At 43.7% G+C, this 18,640-nt stretch carries 21 protein-coding genes; 8 read left to right on the top strand and 13 right to left on the bottom strand.

Annotated features, from left to right (window positions below):
• Positions 1–180 precede the first annotated feature (180 nt).
• Positions 181–1,260 (top strand): AbrB family transcriptional regulator, encoded by a 1,080-nt coding sequence (locus KPL72_RS07865; RefSeq protein WP_219702382.1) that lies wholly within the window; start codon positions 181–183, stop codon positions 1,258–1,260.
• Positions 1,261–1,308: 48 nt separating this feature from the next.
• Here KPL72_RS07865 and cdd read toward each other — a convergent pair whose 3' ends face one another.
• From cdd to rpmB, 8 genes are all read right to left on the bottom strand, one after another.
• Positions 1,309–1,728 carry a cytidine deaminase gene (gene cdd, locus KPL72_RS07860; RefSeq protein WP_212917539.1) on the bottom strand — a complete coding sequence of 140 codons (420 nt, stop codon included), beginning with the start codon at positions 1,726–1,728 and terminating at the stop codon, positions 1,309–1,311.
• A gap of 17 nt (positions 1,729–1,745) precedes the next feature.
• Positions 1,746–2,714, bottom strand: a complete 969-nt coding sequence (locus KPL72_RS07855; protein WP_212917538.1) for an ABC transporter permease — start codon at positions 2,712–2,714, stop codon at positions 1,746–1,748.
• Positions 2,715–2,723: 9 nt separating this feature from the next.
• Positions 2,724–3,821: an ABC transporter permease gene (locus KPL72_RS07850; RefSeq protein ID WP_212917537.1), complete on the bottom strand. Its 1,098-nt coding sequence runs from the start codon at positions 3,819–3,821 to the stop codon at positions 2,724–2,726.
• Positions 3,818–5,389, bottom strand: a complete 1,572-nt coding sequence (locus tag KPL72_RS07845; RefSeq protein ID WP_219702381.1) for an ABC transporter ATP-binding protein — start codon at positions 5,387–5,389, stop codon at positions 3,818–3,820. The genes KPL72_RS07850 and KPL72_RS07845 overlap by 4 nt, the downstream gene beginning before the upstream one ends.
• 92 nt (positions 5,390–5,481) lie before the next feature.
• Positions 5,482–6,474, bottom strand: a complete 993-nt coding sequence (locus KPL72_RS07840; protein WP_212917535.1) for a BMP family lipoprotein — start codon at positions 6,472–6,474, stop codon at positions 5,482–5,484.
• Positions 6,475–6,685: 211 nt separating this feature from the next.
• Complete coding sequence (gene mutM / locus KPL72_RS07835) at positions 6,686–7,504, bottom strand: bifunctional DNA-formamidopyrimidine glycosylase/DNA-(apurinic or apyrimidinic site) lyase (RefSeq protein ID WP_212917534.1); 819 nt, start codon at positions 7,502–7,504, stop codon at positions 6,686–6,688.
• Between the two features lie 129 nt (positions 7,505–7,633).
• On the bottom strand, positions 7,634–7,804 hold the full coding sequence (rpmG, locus tag KPL72_RS07830; protein WP_011978459.1) for a 50S ribosomal protein L33: 171 nt from the start codon (positions 7,802–7,804) through the stop codon (positions 7,634–7,636).
• 11 nt (positions 7,805–7,815) lie between these two features.
• Positions 7,816–8,052 (bottom strand): 50S ribosomal protein L28, encoded by a 237-nt coding sequence (gene rpmB, locus KPL72_RS07825; protein WP_011978458.1) that lies wholly within the window; start codon positions 8,050–8,052, stop codon positions 7,816–7,818.
• A 268-nt stretch (positions 8,053–8,320) separates the two neighbouring features.
• On the opposite strand from rpmB, the gene KPL72_RS07820 reads away from it, so the two are divergent.
• Positions 8,321–8,782, top strand: coding sequence for an Lrp/AsnC family transcriptional regulator (locus KPL72_RS07820; protein ID WP_346729500.1), 462 nt, complete (start codon positions 8,321–8,323; stop codon positions 8,780–8,782).
• Between the two features lie 127 nt (positions 8,783–8,909).
• Here the strand turns inward: KPL72_RS07820 and KPL72_RS07815 are convergent, their stop codons facing one another.
• From KPL72_RS07815 to radC, 3 genes are all read right to left on the bottom strand, one after another.
• A complete protein-coding gene (locus KPL72_RS07815) occupies positions 8,910–10,226 on the bottom strand; it encodes a type II toxin-antitoxin system HipA family toxin (protein WP_219702379.1) in 1,317 nt (438 codons plus the stop codon).
• Positions 10,220–10,546, bottom strand: a complete 327-nt coding sequence (locus KPL72_RS07810; RefSeq protein WP_212917531.1) for a helix-turn-helix transcriptional regulator — start codon at positions 10,544–10,546, stop codon at positions 10,220–10,222. Before KPL72_RS07810 ends, KPL72_RS07815 begins: the two co-directional genes overlap by 7 nt.
• A 230-nt stretch (positions 10,547–10,776) precedes the next feature.
• A complete protein-coding gene (gene radC, locus KPL72_RS07805; RefSeq protein WP_219702378.1) occupies positions 10,777–11,451 on the bottom strand; it encodes a RadC family protein in 675 nt (224 codons plus the stop codon).
• A 103-nt stretch (positions 11,452–11,554) separates the two neighbouring features.
• Here radC and coaBC point away from each other — a divergent pair, with 103 nt between their 5' ends.
• The 4 genes from coaBC (at position 11,555) to slmA (ending at position 15,176) form a co-directional block, all read left to right on the top strand.
• Complete coding sequence (coaBC, locus tag KPL72_RS07800) at positions 11,555–12,778, top strand: bifunctional phosphopantothenoylcysteine decarboxylase/phosphopantothenate--cysteine ligase CoaBC (RefSeq protein ID WP_219702377.1); 1,224 nt, start codon at positions 11,555–11,557, stop codon at positions 12,776–12,778.
• Positions 12,779–12,815: 37 nt separating this feature from the next.
• Positions 12,816–13,274: a dUTP diphosphatase gene (gene dut, locus KPL72_RS07795; RefSeq protein ID WP_212917528.1), complete on the top strand. Its 459-nt coding sequence runs from the start codon at positions 12,816–12,818 to the stop codon at positions 13,272–13,274.
• Positions 13,275–13,596: 322 nt separating this feature from the next.
• Complete coding sequence (gene argB / locus KPL72_RS07790) at positions 13,597–14,505, top strand: acetylglutamate kinase (RefSeq protein ID WP_212917527.1); 909 nt, start codon at positions 13,597–13,599, stop codon at positions 14,503–14,505.
• Between the two features lie 77 nt (positions 14,506–14,582).
• Positions 14,583–15,176 (top strand): nucleoid occlusion factor SlmA, encoded by a 594-nt coding sequence (slmA, locus tag KPL72_RS07785; protein WP_212917526.1) that lies wholly within the window; start codon positions 14,583–14,585, stop codon positions 15,174–15,176.
• Between the two features lie 41 nt (positions 15,177–15,217).
• Here slmA and pyrE read toward each other — a convergent pair whose 3' ends face one another.
• The gene (gene pyrE / locus KPL72_RS07780; RefSeq protein WP_113917464.1) at positions 15,218–15,865 is read right to left on the bottom strand and encodes an orotate phosphoribosyltransferase; all 648 of its coding nucleotides are present in this window, start codon (positions 15,863–15,865) and stop codon (positions 15,218–15,220) included.
• A 119-nt stretch (positions 15,866–15,984) separates the two neighbouring features.
• Between pyrE and KPL72_RS07775 the strand changes: the two genes are divergently transcribed.
• Positions 15,985–16,761: an exodeoxyribonuclease III gene (locus tag KPL72_RS07775; protein WP_072838845.1), complete on the top strand. Its 777-nt coding sequence runs from the start codon at positions 15,985–15,987 to the stop codon at positions 16,759–16,761.
• Positions 16,762–16,919: 158 nt separating this feature from the next.
• Here KPL72_RS07775 and KPL72_RS07770 read toward each other — a convergent pair whose 3' ends face one another.
• Positions 16,920–17,840 carry a D-hexose-6-phosphate mutarotase gene (locus KPL72_RS07770; protein ID WP_219702376.1) on the bottom strand — a complete coding sequence of 307 codons (921 nt, stop codon included), beginning with the start codon at positions 17,838–17,840 and terminating at the stop codon, positions 16,920–16,922.
• A gap of 225 nt (positions 17,841–18,065) precedes the next feature.
• Here KPL72_RS07770 and KPL72_RS07765 point away from each other — a divergent pair, with 225 nt between their 5' ends.
• On the top strand, positions 18,066–18,569 hold the full coding sequence (locus tag KPL72_RS07765; RefSeq protein WP_219702375.1) for an ATP-dependent zinc protease family protein: 504 nt from the start codon (positions 18,066–18,068) through the stop codon (positions 18,567–18,569).
• The last annotated feature ends 71 nt before the right edge of the window (positions 18,570–18,640 follow it).

The following is an 18,640-nucleotide window of genomic DNA, read 5'->3' as shown; positions in this document are numbered from 1 at the left end:
TGTCAGAATTTTGGCGTATCTTTCTATGCTTTGCCTTAATTCTCACGGCAATTCCCAACATGACAATGCACCAACATAAGTTGCGAGTATGGTTAACATCACCAGAGGCGCCAATAATACCAGCTTATTTAAGGTATGCTTGGCGCCATTAAACCCACTGCTTTTTTTCGACAGATAGACATGACTTCTCGCTTTTTATTACTTTGTAAAACCCCTTCTCGTTGGCCTACAACTTGGCGATTATCCGTCTTATTAGTAGTCTCTTTTGTTTTAGTGGTGTGCTTTGAATACGCTAATTTGCCAGCGGCGCTTCTGCTTGGTCCTATGATTACCGCAATTATTTTAGCCACCAGTGGCGCAGGTATGACACTGCCAAAGCCAATGTTTTTAATGGCTCAAGGTATTTTGGGCATGATGATAGCCAACAGTCTTCCGCTGACGGTCTTTGCGAAAATCTCCATGGAATGGCCGTTGTTTCTAATTGGCACTGTCTCGACGATTGTCGCGTCTAGCTTTTTGGGCTGGTTGCTTAGTCGTAGTGGATTATTACCAGGCACCACAGCCATTTGGGGCTCTTCTCCAGGAGCCGCTTCGGCGATGACGATTATGTCTGAATCCTACGGAGCTGATATGCGATTAGTCGCTTTCATGCAATATTTACGTGTGGCTTGCTGTGCTATCGCAGCGACAGTCGTTGCGGCGATATTTCACGTCGATGGGGTTGCGGCTGAACCGATTGATTGGCTGGGCGTTCCTTCGTGGTCTGGTTTTGCCATCACGTTATCTGTCATCTTAATCGCGAGCATTGTTGGTGTAAAACTGCGCTTACCAAGCGGGCCTTTACTGCTTTCTCTCGCGGTAGGGTTGGCAATTAAGTTCTCCGGTGTTTTGCCTATTGTTCTGCCACATTGGTGCCTGGCGATCAGCTTTGCCATATTAGGTTGGGGAATTGGCTTTCGTTTTACTCGACAAGTGTTAAAACATGCCTGGCATGTATTCCCCCATGTGTTAGGTGCGATTCTAGCGTTGATTACGATCAATGCTTGCTTGGCCATGCTATTGATCACCTTTGCTGATATCGACCCGCTCACAGCCTTTCTCGCCACAAGTCCTGGCGGTGCTGACTCAGTTGCCATTATCGCCGCATCGACCAGCGCAGATGTATCTTTCGTTATGGCCATGCAGGTTGCTCGCTTTCTATTGGTCTTGATTGCTGGGCCAATGCTTGCCCGTTGGCTTTCGACAAATAAGACCGCCTAAACGAAAAAACCACCCGAAGGTGGTTTTCATAGACATCAGGCTTTTCAATCAGCTAGCTTCTTGCTCAAGATTCTCTGGGCCAAACGAGAAGGGTAATAGCTCATTCATAGTGAGGGATTTTCTCACGCCTTCTGCGCCACAAATATGAATCATGGTATCCACAGAAGAGAACTCACGAATTTTCTGGCGACAACCACCACAAGGTGTTACCAATTCATCCCCTTTCCCAATAACATAAATATCTTTAATCAGTGTATCACCGCCAAGCACCATAGAAGCAATTGCACCCGCTTCAGCACAGGTACCTTCTGGATAAGCGGCGTTTTCTACGTTACAGCCAGAATATAGTTTGCCACCAGCGGTTAAAATCGCTGCGCCAACAGGAAAGCGAGAATAAGGCACGTAGGCTTTATTCATCGCCTCTTTAGCTAGCTCAAAAAGCGCAGTGCTCTTTTTCAAATCAGGCATGGTTTAAATCCAACATATTAAGCTCGCTCTTTCACATAAGGGCGGCCAATGGCTTTTGGCCCAACGGCTTTACCGATGAAGCCCGCAAGCAACAAGACGGTTAATACATACGGCAAGACTTCAATTGCCTGTACTGGCACTTCACCAATACCAGGAATCACAACACCTTGCATACGAACAGCCACAGCATCTAAGAAACCAAACAACAAACAAGCTAGTAAAACAGGAACTGGACGCCACTTACCGAAAATTAGCGCAGCCAATGCCATGTAACCTTTACCCGCGCTCATATCTTTCAAGAAACCTGCATTATGAGCAGTAGACAAATACGCACCAGCAAGGCCACATAAAATGCCACAAATGATCAAGGCGCGATAGCGAATGAAAGACACAGAAATACCCGCCGTATCTACCGCATGAGGGTTCTCACCCACCGCACGCAGACGCAGGCCGAAACGAGTCTTATAAATCACCCAATAGGTCACAGGCACCATAGCGAACGCCAAATATACCAAGATATTATGGCCACTTAGCAAGTTCGAATAAATCGGCCCAATCACAGGCACACTTGCGATTGCATCTGCAAATGGGAAAGTGATATCTAAGAAACGCGCATCACCAACCAAAGCCGGTGTTTGTCCGCCCATACCAAACCAATGCATAGACAAGGTCACCGTCAAGCCCGCTACAATGGTATTAATCGCCACACCAGAAACGATGTGATCGCCTCGATGAGTAATACAAGCGAAGCCATGAATCATCGCTAAGCCAACAGAGGCCATTATGCCAAAGCACAAGCCAATCCAAGCTGAACCAAAAACAGACGCTGCCGCCGCTGCCGCAAAAGCACTGCCCAAAATTTTACCTTCTAGACCGATATCTACAATGCCCGCGCGCTCAGAATACAAGCCAGCTAAAGCCGCAAAAATAAGCGGAGTAGAAACGCGCATTGTCGCGTCTAACATGAGTATCAATGTTTCAAACATAGTTTTCCCCTACGCGACCGCTCTGCGAATAAAAAAGCCTTCGATACGATCCTTGAACATATGCTCAAGCGCACCAGAGAACAGAATCACTAAACCTTGAATTACAACAACAATCTCAGGCGTAATAGTTGGAATTTCAAATGCTAACTCGGCGCCACCTTGGTACAAGGCTCCAAATAGAATAGCCGCCAAGATAATACCAATCGGATGATTACGTCCCATCAAGGCCACAGCGATACCAGCAAAACCATAGCCCGCCGTAAAGTTAAGCAATAAGTTATGGTTCACACCCATGATTTCGTTAAGGCCAACAAAACCTGCCAAGCCGCCAGAAATCAACATCGCCCAAATGGTTACTTTCGCTGTATCAATACCAGCGTAACGCGCCGCGGTAGGATTGGTTCCTAGCGTACGTAGCTGATAACCCCAGCGTGTGTGCCAAATCAATCCCCAGACAAACACACAGCACAACAAGGCCCATATGAAAGCAAGGTTAAGTGGTGAGTCACCAATATCGATACCCAATGGAGAAAGCAGCTCATGCAAATAAGGCAACCATGCATTTTCGCCAAAAGTCCGGCTATTTGGCGCCATACGACCATCTTCTTTTAACCAGTTTACAATCAAGTAAACCATCAACGAGGACGCGATAAAGTTAAACATGATGGTAGTAATAACAATGTGGCTACCGCGACGGGCTTGCAAGTACGCAGGAATATAGCCCCATGCAGCGCCGAATACCGCCGCGCCAATCACAGCCAAAGGCGCGATAACATAAAACGGCATGGTGTGATCCAATGACAAACAGATCAAACCCACCCCTAAACCACCGATATAAGCCTGCCCTTCACCACCGATGTTGAACAAGCCACCTTTAAAGGCAACAGATACAGCCAAACCAGTAAAAATAAGGTTCGTTGCGTAGTAAAGCGTGTAACCAATACCTTCGTCGTAACCAAAAGCGCCATAAATAAGATATCCAGCCGCTTCAATTGGGTTTTCACCAATGGCAAGAATCACCAAACCAGAAACCAAGAAGGCCAACATAATATTTAGCACAGGGATAAGGGCAATATTTACCCAAGTAGGGACTTTCGCCTGACTCATGCGGACACCTCTGCTGATTCTTCGCCTTCTTGCTCTTCGTTATAGGCATTAGCCATCATCAGGCCAAGGGTTCGTTCATCGGCATCTTTTGCATCTAGCTCACCAACAACTGCACCATCAAACATCACAATGATGCGATCACTCAGTGCCATAATTTCATCCAATTCAACGGACACAAGTAAAATGGCTTTACCTGAGTCTCTTAGTTTAACGATTTGTTCGTGAATGTTTTCGATGGCACCAATGTCAACGCCACGCGTTGGCTGACCAATCAATAACACTTCAGGGTTTTGTTCTACTTCACGAGCAATAACAATTTTTTGTTGATTACCACCAGAAAAATTCGCCGTCTTAAGATGAGGATTCGGTGGACGCACATCCCAAGCCGCCATGCGCTCATTACATTCATCAAGCATGGCCTTGCGATTCATTAGAATTTTGCCGTTATAAACAGGCGAATTATGATAGCCCAACACAGCCGCTTCATAAGCTTCAAAACCCGTTACTAAGCCCATTTTATGGCGATCTTCAGGTACATGAGCCATTTTCAAATCACGCATCTGCGCCGCATCTTTTGGTGCTTTCGCAGTGATAACTTGACCTGCAAAATGAATCTCGCCTTCGTCCATCGGGGTAATACCTGATAAGACATTCAACAACTCACTCTGCCCATTACCAGACACGCCAGCAATACCCAGAATCTCACCAGCCCGCAGCTCTAAACTCACATTTTTTAGGCGCTTAACGCCTTGGCCGTCAAACTGAGACAAGTTCTGCGCAGACAACAACACTTCGCTTGGCTGAGCGTCATCTTTATCAACGGTTAAGCGAACTTTTTTACCCACCATTAATTCAGCAAGATCTTCCTTACTGGTATTGGCGGTTTCTCGATGAGCAACCATTTCTCCTTGGCGCATCACCGATACATTATCGGTGGAAGCCATGATTTCACGTAATTTGTGGGTGATTAACAATACGGTAACGCCCTGATCTTTTAGGGCTTTTAGAATGCGAAACAGGTGATCTGCTTCTTGTGGCGTCAGTACGCCTGTAGGCTCATCTAAAATAAGAATACGCGCGCCACGATATAAAGCTTTTAAGATCTCAACACGTTGCTGCAAACCAACCGGAAGTTCCTCTACGATTGCGTCTACATCAATGTCTAAACTGTATTCATGAGCTAAGCGTTGCAATTCTACTCGCGCCGCACCGATGCCATTCTTCAGTACCGCGCCACCTTCTGCACCTAAAATAACATTTTCAAGGACACTAAAATTTTCTACCAGCATAAAATGCTGATGCACCATGCCTATACCCGCATTGATAGCATCTTGAGAGCTACGAATATCAACGCGCTTACCATCAACTTCAATGTGACCTGTATCTGCTTCATAAAAGCCATAAATGATACTCATCAAAGTGGATTTACCCGCGCCGTTTTCACCAATAATACCGTGAATCGTGCCTGCCGGAACTTGTAAGCAAATGTCTTTGTTGGCCTGAACTGCACCAAAACGTTTACTGATGTCTCGCAATTCTATTGCGTATGGCATTGTTTTATTCGTCATATCTAAAAGTAATTCATCTGCTTAAAATGGAACACACTAGAACAAAAAAAACAGTTACCTACACTATGTAAGTAACTGTTTTTTGATGCAACTTAGTAGTTACAAGTGTTATCTGACATGTAATCGTGAACTTTAATTTCACCACTGACAATCTTTGCGCGAATGTCTTTCATTTTTGCTTTCATATCAGCTGTAATTAAACTCGCATTGTTGTCATCTAGCGCCCAATCAACACCGCCTTCAGCCAAACCTAGAACAACCATTCCTGGTCTCCAATTTCCAGCTGCTGCATCCTTATAAGTTTTGTAAGCGGCTTGATCTACACGTTTAACCATAGACGTTAGCATTGTACCTGGCTGAATGTGGTTTTGGTTTGAATCTACACCAATCGCCAATTTGCCATCATCTTTTGCCGCTTGGTATACACCAATACCTGTCCCCCCCGCTGCGGCGAAAACAACATCAGAACCTTTAGAAAACTGGCTCTTCGCTAACTCAGAACCTTTTGTTGGGTCATTAAACGCGGCGCCTGTAGAGCCTGTCATATTCTGCAAAACAGTGGCACTAGAAGACTGATATTTAACACCCTGTTCATAACCGCACGCAAACTTACGAATCAGAGGAATATCCATGCCACCGACGAAGCTCACTGTATTGGTTTTAGATGCCATTGCAGCCAAAGCGCCAACTAAGAAAGAACCTTCTTGCTCTTTAAAAACAACAGACTGAACGTTTGGAAGATCAATCACACCATCAATAATGGTGAAGTTGATTTCTGGGAAATCTTTCGCGACTTTCTCAACCGCAGAAGTCATGTTGAAACCAACGGTAACGATAGGAGAATAACCACGTTTAGCAAGGCGGCGTAGACCTTGCTCTACCTGAGCTTCGTTCTTAGGTTCAAATTCTCGAACCTGAATGCCTGTCTCGGCCGTGTATTCTTTCACGCCATTGTAAACGCCTTCGTTAAAAGACTTATCGTATTTACCCGCTTGATCATAAACAACTGCAGGTTCTGTTGCAGCATGAGCCATGCTTGATGAGATGGCTAACGCTGTGACGGACGCAAGAAAGACAGCTTTCATTCCAATTCCTCTTATGTATGTAATTTAATCTAGGCAACTCTTAACCTTGCCTAACTGGTCAAAAATAAACCCATTAGCAGAATACCGCAATGTAATCTGCACAATTTAAGCAACATTTTTACCTATATTGCCCATCACAAAGTCATTTGCCGAAGGACGATATATTCAACAGTAGTCATTAGCAATTCTTATGCCTAATTTAAACAACTGGTCAGGATTGGCAATTAATACAGAAAACCGTACTACGTTGAGCTTGGCGAATTTCTTTAAGCGGCGCACTGCATATGATACAAGCTTTATCTGCACGGCCATAAACAGCCAACTCCTGCTTAAAGTAACCAGGCTTGCCATCACCGCCAACAAAGTCTTTTAGGGTCGTTCCGCCCTGTTTAATGGCAGCAGCAAGCACTACTTTAATGCACTCAACCAAACGGGCCAAACGCACCTTACTTATCTTGCCAGCCAAACGATCAGGACGAATCCCTGCCTTAAATAGCGCTTCATTGGCATAAATATTCCCAACACCCACAACCACCTTACTGTCCATGATAAAGGTCTTAATGGGTACTTTTCGCCCCTTCGCTCTCGCGTACAGCATATCAGCATTAAAAAGCTCTGAGAGCGGCTCTGGGCCTAAGTGCTTAATCAGCTCATGCTTGTTCCAATCTTCCGTTGTCCACAGAATGGCACCAAAGCGACGAGGATCCGTATATCTCAACCATACATCATCATCGGCAAAGCAAAAATCCACATGATCATGAAACAACGGCGGCGTCTCGGCAGGCACAAAATACAAACTACCAGACATACCAAGATGAACAATCAGGGTGCCTTTTGACGTATGAATGCCAATGTATTTACCACGACGAGAAAGATGAGTAATTTCCTCACCTGGCATTTCTGAGCTTAGCTCAGGCGTGATTAACCAGCGCAGCTTTGGCTGACGGATATCGACCCTAGCGAGAGAGCGCCCAACTAATTTGGGTTCGATGCCACGTAAGGTGGTTTCTACTTCTGGTAACTCAGGCATGGTTAACCTCAATGATGACTAGATACACACAAAAAAAACTGACCAGATGAACAACTTGCTTCTACTACTATATGCTAGATACAAAAAAACCGACTCAATGAGTCGGTTCCTTTTGACAAGAAACAAAAATTATTTAATTTTCGCTTCTTTGTACATAACGTGCTTACGTACAACCGGATCAAACTTTTTCATTTCAAGTTTGTCAGGAGTATTTCGCTTGTTCTTGTCAGTTGTGTAAAAGTGACCAGTACCAGCAGAAGATACCATGCGAATTAGATCGCGAGCGCCTTTAGAAGCCATGATTCAGATCCTTATACTTTTTCGCCGTTGGCACGAATTTCAGCAAGAACTGATTCAATACCTTTTTTATCGATAATACGCATACCTTTAGAAGATACACGTAAACGGATGTAGCGGTTTTCACCTTCGACCCAAAAACGGTGCCAATGAAGGTTAGGAAGAAAACGACGCTTAGTACGGCGTTTTGAGTGAGAAACGTTATTACCTGTAATAGGACGTTTCCCAGTAACTTGACATACGCGAGACATAATTAAATACCTTTTGCTATCCAGAAAGATTATTGGAAGTGTTTCACTTCCTCAGGCGGAGCATGATTCCTTATGAATCAAAAAAATCCCATACCGAGGATATAGCGGCGCGCATTTTCCCATAAGCCAACCCATTGAGCAATTCTTTTTGTTAAAAAATGATCAGTTAGTAGCATCGAGCAAATAACATAGTGACGCTCCTTATCGAAACTAGCACCTACCTCAATAAGATTAATAGCTGCGTAATTTTAATTTTTTTGAGGATTTTATGCACATGGGCTCCTTTGATTATCAGCTGTTAAATTTAATGCAATCCAATACCCGAAGGACAACCGAAGAAATGGGCCAACTAATAGGTCTGTCGGCAACCGCCGTACAAAGAAGATTAAAAGCACTGAGACAATCTGGAGTAATAGAAAAAGAAATTGCGGTACTAAGCCCAGTTGAATTAGGCGGTCATATATTAGTCATTGTTGAAGTCGTCTTAGTACAAGGAGGGAGTTCCGTTGTAGACAATTTCAAAAAGAAAACACTAGCTTACCCAGAAGTACAACAATCCTACTACGTTGCCGGTGACAATGACTTCATTCTGGTGATAGCAACAAAAAGCATGCAACGCTATGACATCATCACTCAAGAACTCTTTTTAAACGATAAAACCATACTCAAGTTCCACTCCAATGTGGTAATGGGAAATGTCAAAGTGAGCTTAGAAGTGCCATTTTTATGAAAGCTTGTCCTCTTGTAACTAACAAACCAAAAAGCGAACTTTATTTAAAATAGTAAAAACGACTTTAAGCCTATCTCTGCCAAAAAAACAACCGAGTTTGTAGCGGCATGCCACTTACATAATTAATCTAAAGGCTAAGTCTTAAGTTAGATTGGATTTCCTCTCTAAGAGACCGAGGTACATTCCACTCTTGGGCTAAAGTCGGCCACCTAGAAACACATTCGATCGTTTCATCGATGATGCTGTCAATTTTGCTCTTGCCAAATAAGGGGCTGAGTTTCTCTAGACTATAAAAATCCGCTCGCGTAAAACCATCTCTCTTTCCATTTAAACTCATCCAATGACTATTAACCCACTTACTTCCAGGCTTGTAGCTATAGGCCAAATCATAGGCAGGGGCTAAAGACCAACCCTCATTTTTCAGAATGAAAGCAAAATTTTTGGCATGATCATCATGATTCCGAGCAATAATATTAAATACCATACGCTTTAATATCTGCAGGGCATCAGTTGCAGGCAGCTTTAATTGCCGAGCCACACTGAATATTTCTGCATAGGAGAATGAGCCTGGTTTATTGTAGTCAACATGGGCCAACCCATTGAGCGTCTGGACATGGACTTTGGTATTACTTACGCGATCAAATCGCTGCGTTATAAAGTGCCGCCTGCCACCTTCTTCAAGCAACCTACAGGGCATCATTTCAATACCACAACTTTTGGCCATCAAATAATAAACAAATTCCATAGCTCCGTAACCTAAGGGATCCCCAAATGTCTCTTGGTTCTGATTGTGTTCATTTACACCATCAAATTTCATTAGGTAATGAGTAAAGCCTTCAGGAACGGTCGTTTGTCCAGAGCGAACTTGAGTAAAGTCTTTATTAAATGCCAATACAGCCTTAGGCCTTGCTCCGCCAGCACTCATACCAACAGAGAGTAACGACAACATTGCTTCCCTTTCTTCTCGTCCATCCTTATTAAGCTCTACCTCAAATACACCACGAGAGTCTAAAATTTCTTGCGCGATTGAAACAAGAGATTGAATTTCAACTTGTTGCGATGCATTCAGGCTACGAAGTTTTGTAGCGGGTGAATACTCCAGAGCCCCCATACCTCTTTTCCCAGTGTATTGAAGCCGTTGTAGAGGAGAAATGTCATTAGGAGACTTACCTTGACTTGCCACCCAAGCATTAAGAACTGAGTTACCAAAATTATCGGGGAGAGAGTCTGCAATTAAGCCTGGTAAGCCTTTAAAGGTATTAAAATCAAGTTCAGGAAAGCTAAAAATCCGTCTGGATAACGGCATTTTAAGGGGGGAAAGCTCTATCCCTTTTTTTATAAAGCTTGCTGTATATTCAAAAGCTCCAATGCCTTTATCGACATCAAAGCTTACAGCACCAACATCATGACCTTGATAAGAGACCTTAATAACTTCCATTACCATTCTAATCTCCCTTTATTATTTTCTCGATGCACTCCTGACGCTCGCTGCCGTTTTTTACCCTCTAGCTTAGCAAGTTGCAATGGTGATATTTCTTGTTTTGGCAGGAATAAATTCAATTGATCCGTTAAATTCAATGCAATCATGATTGCCACAAACACTTCTAATTGCACTTTACCTTTTTCGGCATTTAAAACCGTTTTGCGAGCAACACCAGCAAGTGCCGCGACCTCGGACTGAGTCAGGTTAAGATTCAACCTAGCTTGCTTTAAACGCTCTCCAAGCTCCTCAGAAAGAGCGGCCGCAGATTTTTCGATAGCCATACAAGGTTCCAATTTAGTGACACTGTAAGATTAAAATAACCTTTATGTCCTAAATTTAGAACTTTTCGAACAGATCATCAATACAAACCTCACTAAGTCCTAAATTAGTTACTTTAAATTCTTAAAAAACAAATAAAGTAACTAAAAAAGAACCTTAATTAGACTAAATTAAAATTAAATAGCACACAACCCACTTCTCAGTTTCCTATTATCAGACTTAAAAACAGCTTCTAAACCAATCCCCTCTCCGCTAACGATACAGGAGAGCCATCACCGACAACAAAGTGGTCCAACAATCGCACATCAACAAGATCCAGCGCGCGCTTAATTTTTTCGGTAATACTGATATCAGCCTGACTGGGTTCTGCGATACCGCTTGGGTGATTATGGGCGAGGATCACCGCGGCGGCATTGTATTGCAACGCGGCTTTAACAACTTCACGCGGATAAACCGCCGCGGCATCTACGGTACCCATAAAAAGTTCTTGATAGCGGATCAACCTGTGCTGAGTATCTAAAAACAGCACCGCGAATATTTCTCGTTGGGAATGGCGTAGTTGAGAAGAAAGGTAAGTTCGGACGTGTTCCGCGCTGGTAAACACAGTTTCGCGCATGAGCTGCTCTTGAAGATGACGTTTGGACATTTCCAGCACGGCTTGTAGTTGGGTGTATTTTGCGTCGCCAAGCCCAAAACCTTGGCAAAATTCTTCGCGACTGGCCGACATAAGCGCACGCAAACCACCAAATTGGGACAACACCTGTCGAGCCAATTCCACCGCGCTGATGCCTTGCGTCCCAGTTCGAAGAAATATCGCCAGCAATTCGGAATCACTCAGCGCGCTCGCCCCTTGATGAATAAGCTTTTCTCTGGGTCTTTCTTGTTCGGGCCAATGTTTAATACTCATGATCTAGTCCTTGATCCATGTTAATCTTACTCTCAATTTAAAGAGACTGGCGTCCTGCCTATTACTCACTTTATCGACCACAGCACGAATTGAGAAGTTTTTTATGTCAAATCTCGCTCAAAAACGCATTCTATTAGGCATTACTGGTGGCATCGCAGCTTATAAAAGCATCGAATTAATTCGCTTACTAACCAAAGCTGGCGCAGAGGTTCAAGTCGTTTTAACAGAAGGTGCAAAAGCCTTTGTTACTGAGATGACCTTGCAAGCCATTTCAGGTCACCCTGTTCGCAGCACTTTATTAGACCCAAATGCCGAAGCGGGAATGGGACATATAGAATTAGCAAAATGGGCTGACTTAATCCTGATAGCGCCCGCTTCTGCTGACTTCATGGCTCGCTATGCTCAAGGTATGGCAAATGATTTATTAAGCACCTTATGCCTTGCTACAGAGTCACCTGTCTTACTTGCTCCTGCAATGAATCAAGCCATGTGGCGTCACCCGGCAACCCAAGCCAATGCAAAATTACTCACAGAGCGAGGCGTGCTAAGCATCGGGCCTGCCGATGGTGCGCAAGCTTGTGGTGATATCGGCCCTGGACGTATGAGTGAGCCAAGCGAAATTTTCAATGCTGTCAACACTCACTTTCAAAACACTTCTGTGGAACAGGACCTAGCAGGACAACACTGGGTGATCACTGCAGGCCCCACTATGGAAGCCATCGACCCCGTTCGTTTTATCAGCAATCACAGCTCAGGCAAGATGGGTTATGCTCTTGCCGCTGCGGCGATTGCTCGTGGCGCGAAAGTCACACTAATCAGTGGTCCAGTACAAATATCCACACCTGCAAATGCAAATATTATCAATGTAAAAAGCGCTGATGAAATGTTAGCCGCTTGCCAGCAAAGCATGAGCGCTCAAGCGGATGTGTTCATTGGCGCCGCTGCCGTTGCCGATTTTAAAATGAAAGCGGCCTGCGATCAAAAGATGAAGAAACAATCAGATACCGATGAAGTCACCCTGACATTAGTCAAAAACCCTGACATCATCGCGACACTTGCACAACAAAAGCGCGCAAGAACCATCGTTGGCTTTGCAGCCGAAACACAGAATGTGATCGAATACGCCAAAGGCAAACTAGCGAAAAAAGGCTTAGATATTATTGTTGCCAATGATGTCTCACGCAGCGACATTGGTTTTAACCAAGATGAAAACCAAGTCACCGTCATTACGAAAGACAAAACATGGTCACCTGACAAAGCCGCAAAAAGCGAGCTAGCAAACCAACTCGTTGAGTTTATTCAGCAGCATATTAAGTCATCGTCTTAACAACACTTACAAATTTAGAGAAAAAGAGAAGATAAACATGAAACAAGCTATTCAATTAAAAATCCTTAGCGACAAAATCGGTAAAGAGATTCCGTTGCCGACTTACGCAACCCAAGGTTCTGCTGGTTTAGACTTACGCGCTTGTCTTGATCAGGCAATCGACCTTGCTCCAGGCGAAACAACGCTACTACCAACTGGCTTGTCTATTTACATCCAAGACCCAAGTTTGGCAGCGACAATTCTGCCACGCTCTGGACTTGGCCATAAACATGGTATCGTTTTGGGTAACTTGGTTGGTTTAATCGACTCAGATTACCAAGGCGAGCTAATGGTTTCTTGTTGGAATCGCGGTAATACGACATTCACTATCGAACCAGGTGAACGTGTTGCGCAATTAGTTCTATTACCAATCGTTCAAGCTGAATTTAATATCGTTACAGAATTCGAAAGCACCGAACGTGGCGAAGGTGGTTTCGGTCACACAGGCACAAAGTAAGCAGAAAAAACACGAAAAGAGTGAGATTAATTCACCCTTTTCGTGTTCGTTACCACATTCACTCACCCTTCCTTCCTCCCGAAAACGAAATTAACTTTCATAAGTCTAAACTTCGTAAGTTTCATACAAATTTCTATAGTTAATCCTTCAAGATCACGCTATTATTTCAAACCTAAGTGGTTGCTTACACTCGTTGTCAGCCTTGACTGTCACCGTTTTGCCACACTAACTAAGTAATTTTATTGTTGATAGAATAGTAAACCTATCAAGATTGTATATTTTTTTATGCGACCCATTTTTTGTTTACAGGAGTACATAATCCGTGGCTTTTTCTCGTGAGTCTGCTTTAGATGTTGCTAAGGTTTTAAGCGAATCGCTTCCTTATATTCAACGCTTTGCTGGTAAAACGCTGGTTATCAAATACGGCGGCAATGCAATGACAGATGAAAACCTACAAGCTGGGTTTGCACGAGATATCGTTTTAATGAAAGCCATTGGTATTAACCCAATCGTTGTTCACGGTGGCGGCCCACAAATTGGTGACATGCTTGCTAAACTGAACATTGAGTCTAAATTCATTAATGGTATGCGTGTAACCGATACCGCAACCATGGATGTAGTTGAGATGGTGCTAGGCGGCCAAGTAAACAAAGAAATCGTTAATTTAATTTGTGAAGCAGGTGGTAAAGCCATCGGTATCACAGGTAAAGATAGTCGCTTTATTAAAGCGAAAAAACTTTTTGTGAAACACCAAGCGGAAGGCATGTCAGCACCAGAGCAAGTGGATATTGGCCACGTTGGCGAAGTTGCCAGCGTCGACACCAGCTTCCTAAAGTTCTTTGAAAATAGCGACCTGATTCCTGTTATTGCACCAATCGGTGTGGATGACGAAGGCAATTCTTACAACATCAATGCCGACCTTGTTGCTGGCAAGGTTGCCGAGGCCGTTGGTGCAGAAAAGCTTATGCTGCTGACCAATATCTCAGGCGTACAAGATAAGCAAGGCAATGTATTAACTGGATTGAGCACTGCACAAGTTGATGCCTTAATTGCTGACGGTACCATTTATGGCGGCATGTTACCTAAGATTAGCTGTGCACTATCTGCGGTTAATGCTGGTGTAACGAGCGCTCATATTATTGATGGCCGTGTTCCACATGCGACTTTATTGGAAATATTTACCGACACTGGCGTTGGTACACTAATCTCAAACACCAAGGTTGGTGAATAAGAGTTTTCGCTTTTGTTGATACTATCACTTAACGATACTGGCAATTAACAACTCTGGTTAGAAACTGGACAAGAAAAATGAGCAATAAGAAAAACGATCGTCGCACACAGATATTGCAAGCGCTTGCTCAAATGCTAGAAAGTAGCCCAGGAGCACGTATTACTACGGCTGCTTTAGCAAAGCAGGTTGGTGTGTCAGAAGCGGCGTTGTATCGTCATTTTCCCAGTAAAGCCAAGATGTTTGAAGGCTTGATAGAGTTTATTGAAGAAAGCCTTTTCACTCGCATAAATCGAATCGTACAAGAAGAAAGCAACGTGATTACTCGAATCGAGATGATAGTCACGCTAGTACTCGGATTTGCTGAACAAAACCCAGGCATGTGTCGTTTGCTGACTGCCGATGCATTAGCAGGCGAAACCGAGCGTTTACGCGTTCGCATTACACAAGTATTTGATCGGATAGAGACTCAGCTAAAACAAGTCATTCGCGAAGCAGACTTAAAACAGGGTTTACGACCAGCGATGGGCGTTGCACCTTGTGCGAATTTCTTGATTGCTATTGTCGAAGGGAAAATACGCCATTACGTTCGTAGCGAGTTCAAAGTTAAGCCAATGGAAATTTGGCCAGAGCAATGGGCAATATTGGCACAGAACTTGATGCTAAACCGCTAAGGATTGAGGCAAAACCTCAATCCTTAGCGTCGGCATCAGTATTAAATGCCGTATTGCTGACGATACGCTTTAACCGCATCAAGGTGTTTAGCAAATTCAGGAGAATCCTGTTCTGCCAAATACGTCATGATGTCATTTAAAGATACGATACTAATAACAGGCATACCGAAGTCACGTTCGACTTCTTGGATAGCAGACAACTCACCTTGGCCTCGTTCTTGACGATCCAAGGCGATAAGAACACCAGCCGGAAGGGCATTGGCTTGTTGAATAATAGCCATAACTTCTCGAATGGCCGTCCCTGCAGTGATAACGTCATCGATAATCATGACGTTACCCGCTAACGGAGCGCCCACTAGAGAACCGCCTTCACCGTGAGTTTTTGCTTCTTTACGGTTGAAAACGTATGGTGTGTCTACATTATGATGGTCATAGAGAGCAACAGCCGTAGTTGTTGCCAATGGAATGCCTTTATAGGCAGGGCCAAATAGAACATCAAATGGAACATTTGCTTCCATTAATGAGGTTGCGTAAAAGCGTCCTAACTTAGCTAGCGCTTGGCCAGAACTAAATAGGCCTGCATTAAAAAAGTAAGGACTTACGCGACCTGATTTAAGCGTAAATTCGCCAAAGCGCAGCACGTTTTGTTCAATAGCGAATTCGATAAAGTCTCTTTGGTAAGGTTTCATGCCAACTCCAGAAAGATAATAAATAGTACACAACAAAGCGCCGCCAAGAACGAGCGAAGCCATGCCAACATTGGATAGGCGCTAATATAACACACGGCTAGGAATTGTAGGGACCAGAAATGAAGGTCATCAGCCTTAATGTAAACGGTATAAGACAAGCAGCAGAACGCGGCTTTTTTGAATGGATGGTTCGTCAGGACCCAGATGTTGTATGTCTGCAAGATATACAGGCAGATGAACGCACACTAAATGACAGTGTGTTTTTCCCTCCGGGGTATAACACATACTTCTTTGACTCTATGGAAAATCCAGAGCAAGCAGGTGTCGCTATCTATTGCAAAACCATGCCTAAAGCGATTATGACTGGCATGGGATTCCCTGAATGCGACTTTGAAGGTCGTTTTATTCAAGCGGATTTTGATAAAGTTAGCATTGGTGCTTTCTTGACCCCTCACGGTTCAAACCATGAGGAAACGCTACAAGAACATAAATATCGTTTTATGGAAGGTTTTAAAAACCATCTCATTAAAACCCGTCGCAAGCGTCGTGAATTTATTTTCTGTGGTACAGCCAATGTTGCCCGTTCACCGATTGATGTGAGCAGCTGGTTCGTCAACCAGCGTAATTCTGGCTTTCTGCCAGAAGAGCGCAAATGGATAAATGAGATTTTCAATGAGCTGGAATACATTGACGCCTTCCGCCAAGTGAACAAACAAGACAAGCAATATACTTGGTGGCCAGATTATGAACGCGCATGGAAACTAGATGAAGGCGGTCGATTGGACTACCAAATCACAACACCAGGCATTAAAAACTTAATCCAAGGTGGCACGATTTATAAAGGCCAACGTTTTTCAGATCACGCCCCATTGATCATGGAATACAATATTGATTAAGCATTGCCTCAATTCCAGCGAAAAAACAAAGCTCTTTCACTAGAATTGAAAATCAAAAACTAAAAAGCCCGCTGGTAGTGATCTGCAATATTAAAACAGTCACTACCAACGGGCTTTTTTATAGACAAAACCTTTCAGAAAAGCTATTGATTCAACGCTTATTCGTCAACCAGAGACTTGCTCTTCACTTTTAACTTAAGTTGATGAATTCCACCAGCTGGAATGCTATAAGCATCACTAAGCGCATTAGCGGCCTCAACACAGACAAAATGACGGTAATCGTCGTCTTCCATATCCGTGCGCTGTTTCGCGATTTCTGCCCCAGGATTCCATAGCACAGTACTGTTACTGCCCTCCGTGCTAATCACTAACCTTCTATTTAAGCCAGCATCCTGAATTTCGCATTTTTCAGGCGCGGCAACATAGACTCTGTCCATGTAATCACAAGGGGTAACAACACCCTGCTGCAATTTCTGTTGACCATTATCAAACTTATCAACATAACTCACTTGATCTAAGCCATGCACCTCAGCAGTCTGATTATCTGAAACATGAAAATAAGTGTGCAATGCTTCACTAATTGGCATCGGCTTATCAGATAAGTTAGCCGCTGAAAAATTGACTCGAAAACCCTTGTTAGAAAAACGAAAGACTTGTCGTAATTCAAAAGCAAACGGCCACATTTCTTCGATCAGAGGATGATCTTCCGACGCCAAACGAATAACAATTTTCACGTCGCCATTTTTAAAACGCCCAGCCTCAATAAATTCCCAGCGAAAATAACGTGCAAGACCATGTGCAGGAAAATCAGCCTGCGTTTCATTGGCACCAAACCAAGGCCAACAAACAGGAACACCAAAGTGGCGACGCCCAAAACGACCTTCACCACCCTGATTGGTAGATTGAAATAAAAGATCCTCTTGACCAGCAGGAATAAAGCTCTCCAAATGCCCGCCCCATAAGGCAATAACCGCACTAAAGCCCGGTTGCTCAATGACAATTTCGTCGCATTTTTTTAAGCTTGCTGGGCGTATTTCACCACCCAACTCTTCCAACTCTTTCATCAGTCGGCCATTCATCTACAACTCCATTAAAGTAATTTCGTACGCCCATATTAACTTTAGATACAATGATTACAATAGTTTGAGCTTATACTGACAATACAACAAAACAGATAGCCTTGCTGTGCATCAATAAAGACTTAACCTGATCGCACTTTTACGCTATAAAACACAGCAACTTAGGGTACGTTTTCATTACCGTTAACGTAGACTGCTTTCATTTTAAAAGGTGTCATATTTTTTATGAATCAACAGAACGAACCCAAAATGGTGATTGGTTGTGACGAGTGGTGCGCATTTCCTTCTCTTAATATTCCGGCAATAAAGGCGCGAGTTGATTCAGGTGCAAAAACATCATCTATGCATGCGATCAATATTGTGCGCTTTTCTCGTGATAATGAGAGCTGGGTAAGCTTTGAAGTCCATCCTCTACAAAAGAACCGTAAAGTAACCGTTCATTGTGAAGCTCAGCTTGTCGACCAAAGAGTCATAAAAAGCTCTAGCGGAGACAAAGAGAGCCGCCCCGTCATTCGCGTCCCCCTTTCTCTTGGTGGTATCTCATGGGAAGCAGAAGTCACGCTAACCAATCGCGACAGCATGGGCTACAGAATGTTACTTGGACGTGAAGCAATGAATGGGCGCGTTCTCATCGACCCTGAAGGCCTATGCCTACAGGGTGACAAACAAGAAGAAAATTTGGTGGAACTCTATAAAATCCCTGCCAAGAAAACGAGCAAAAAGAAATAGCAAAAAAACGCCTTCCTTTTCCACTGAATAAACAAAAGGAAGGTAATTACTATTTAGAGAGTGCTATTCAT

The organism is Marinomonas lutimaris, assembly GCF_019426345.1.
Taxonomy (GTDB): Bacteria; Pseudomonadota; Gammaproteobacteria; order Pseudomonadales; family Marinomonadaceae; genus Marinomonas; species Marinomonas lutimaris.
The sequence above is the reverse complement of the archived record's forward strand: the minus strand, read 5'-3'. Positions and strand labels throughout refer to the sequence as shown.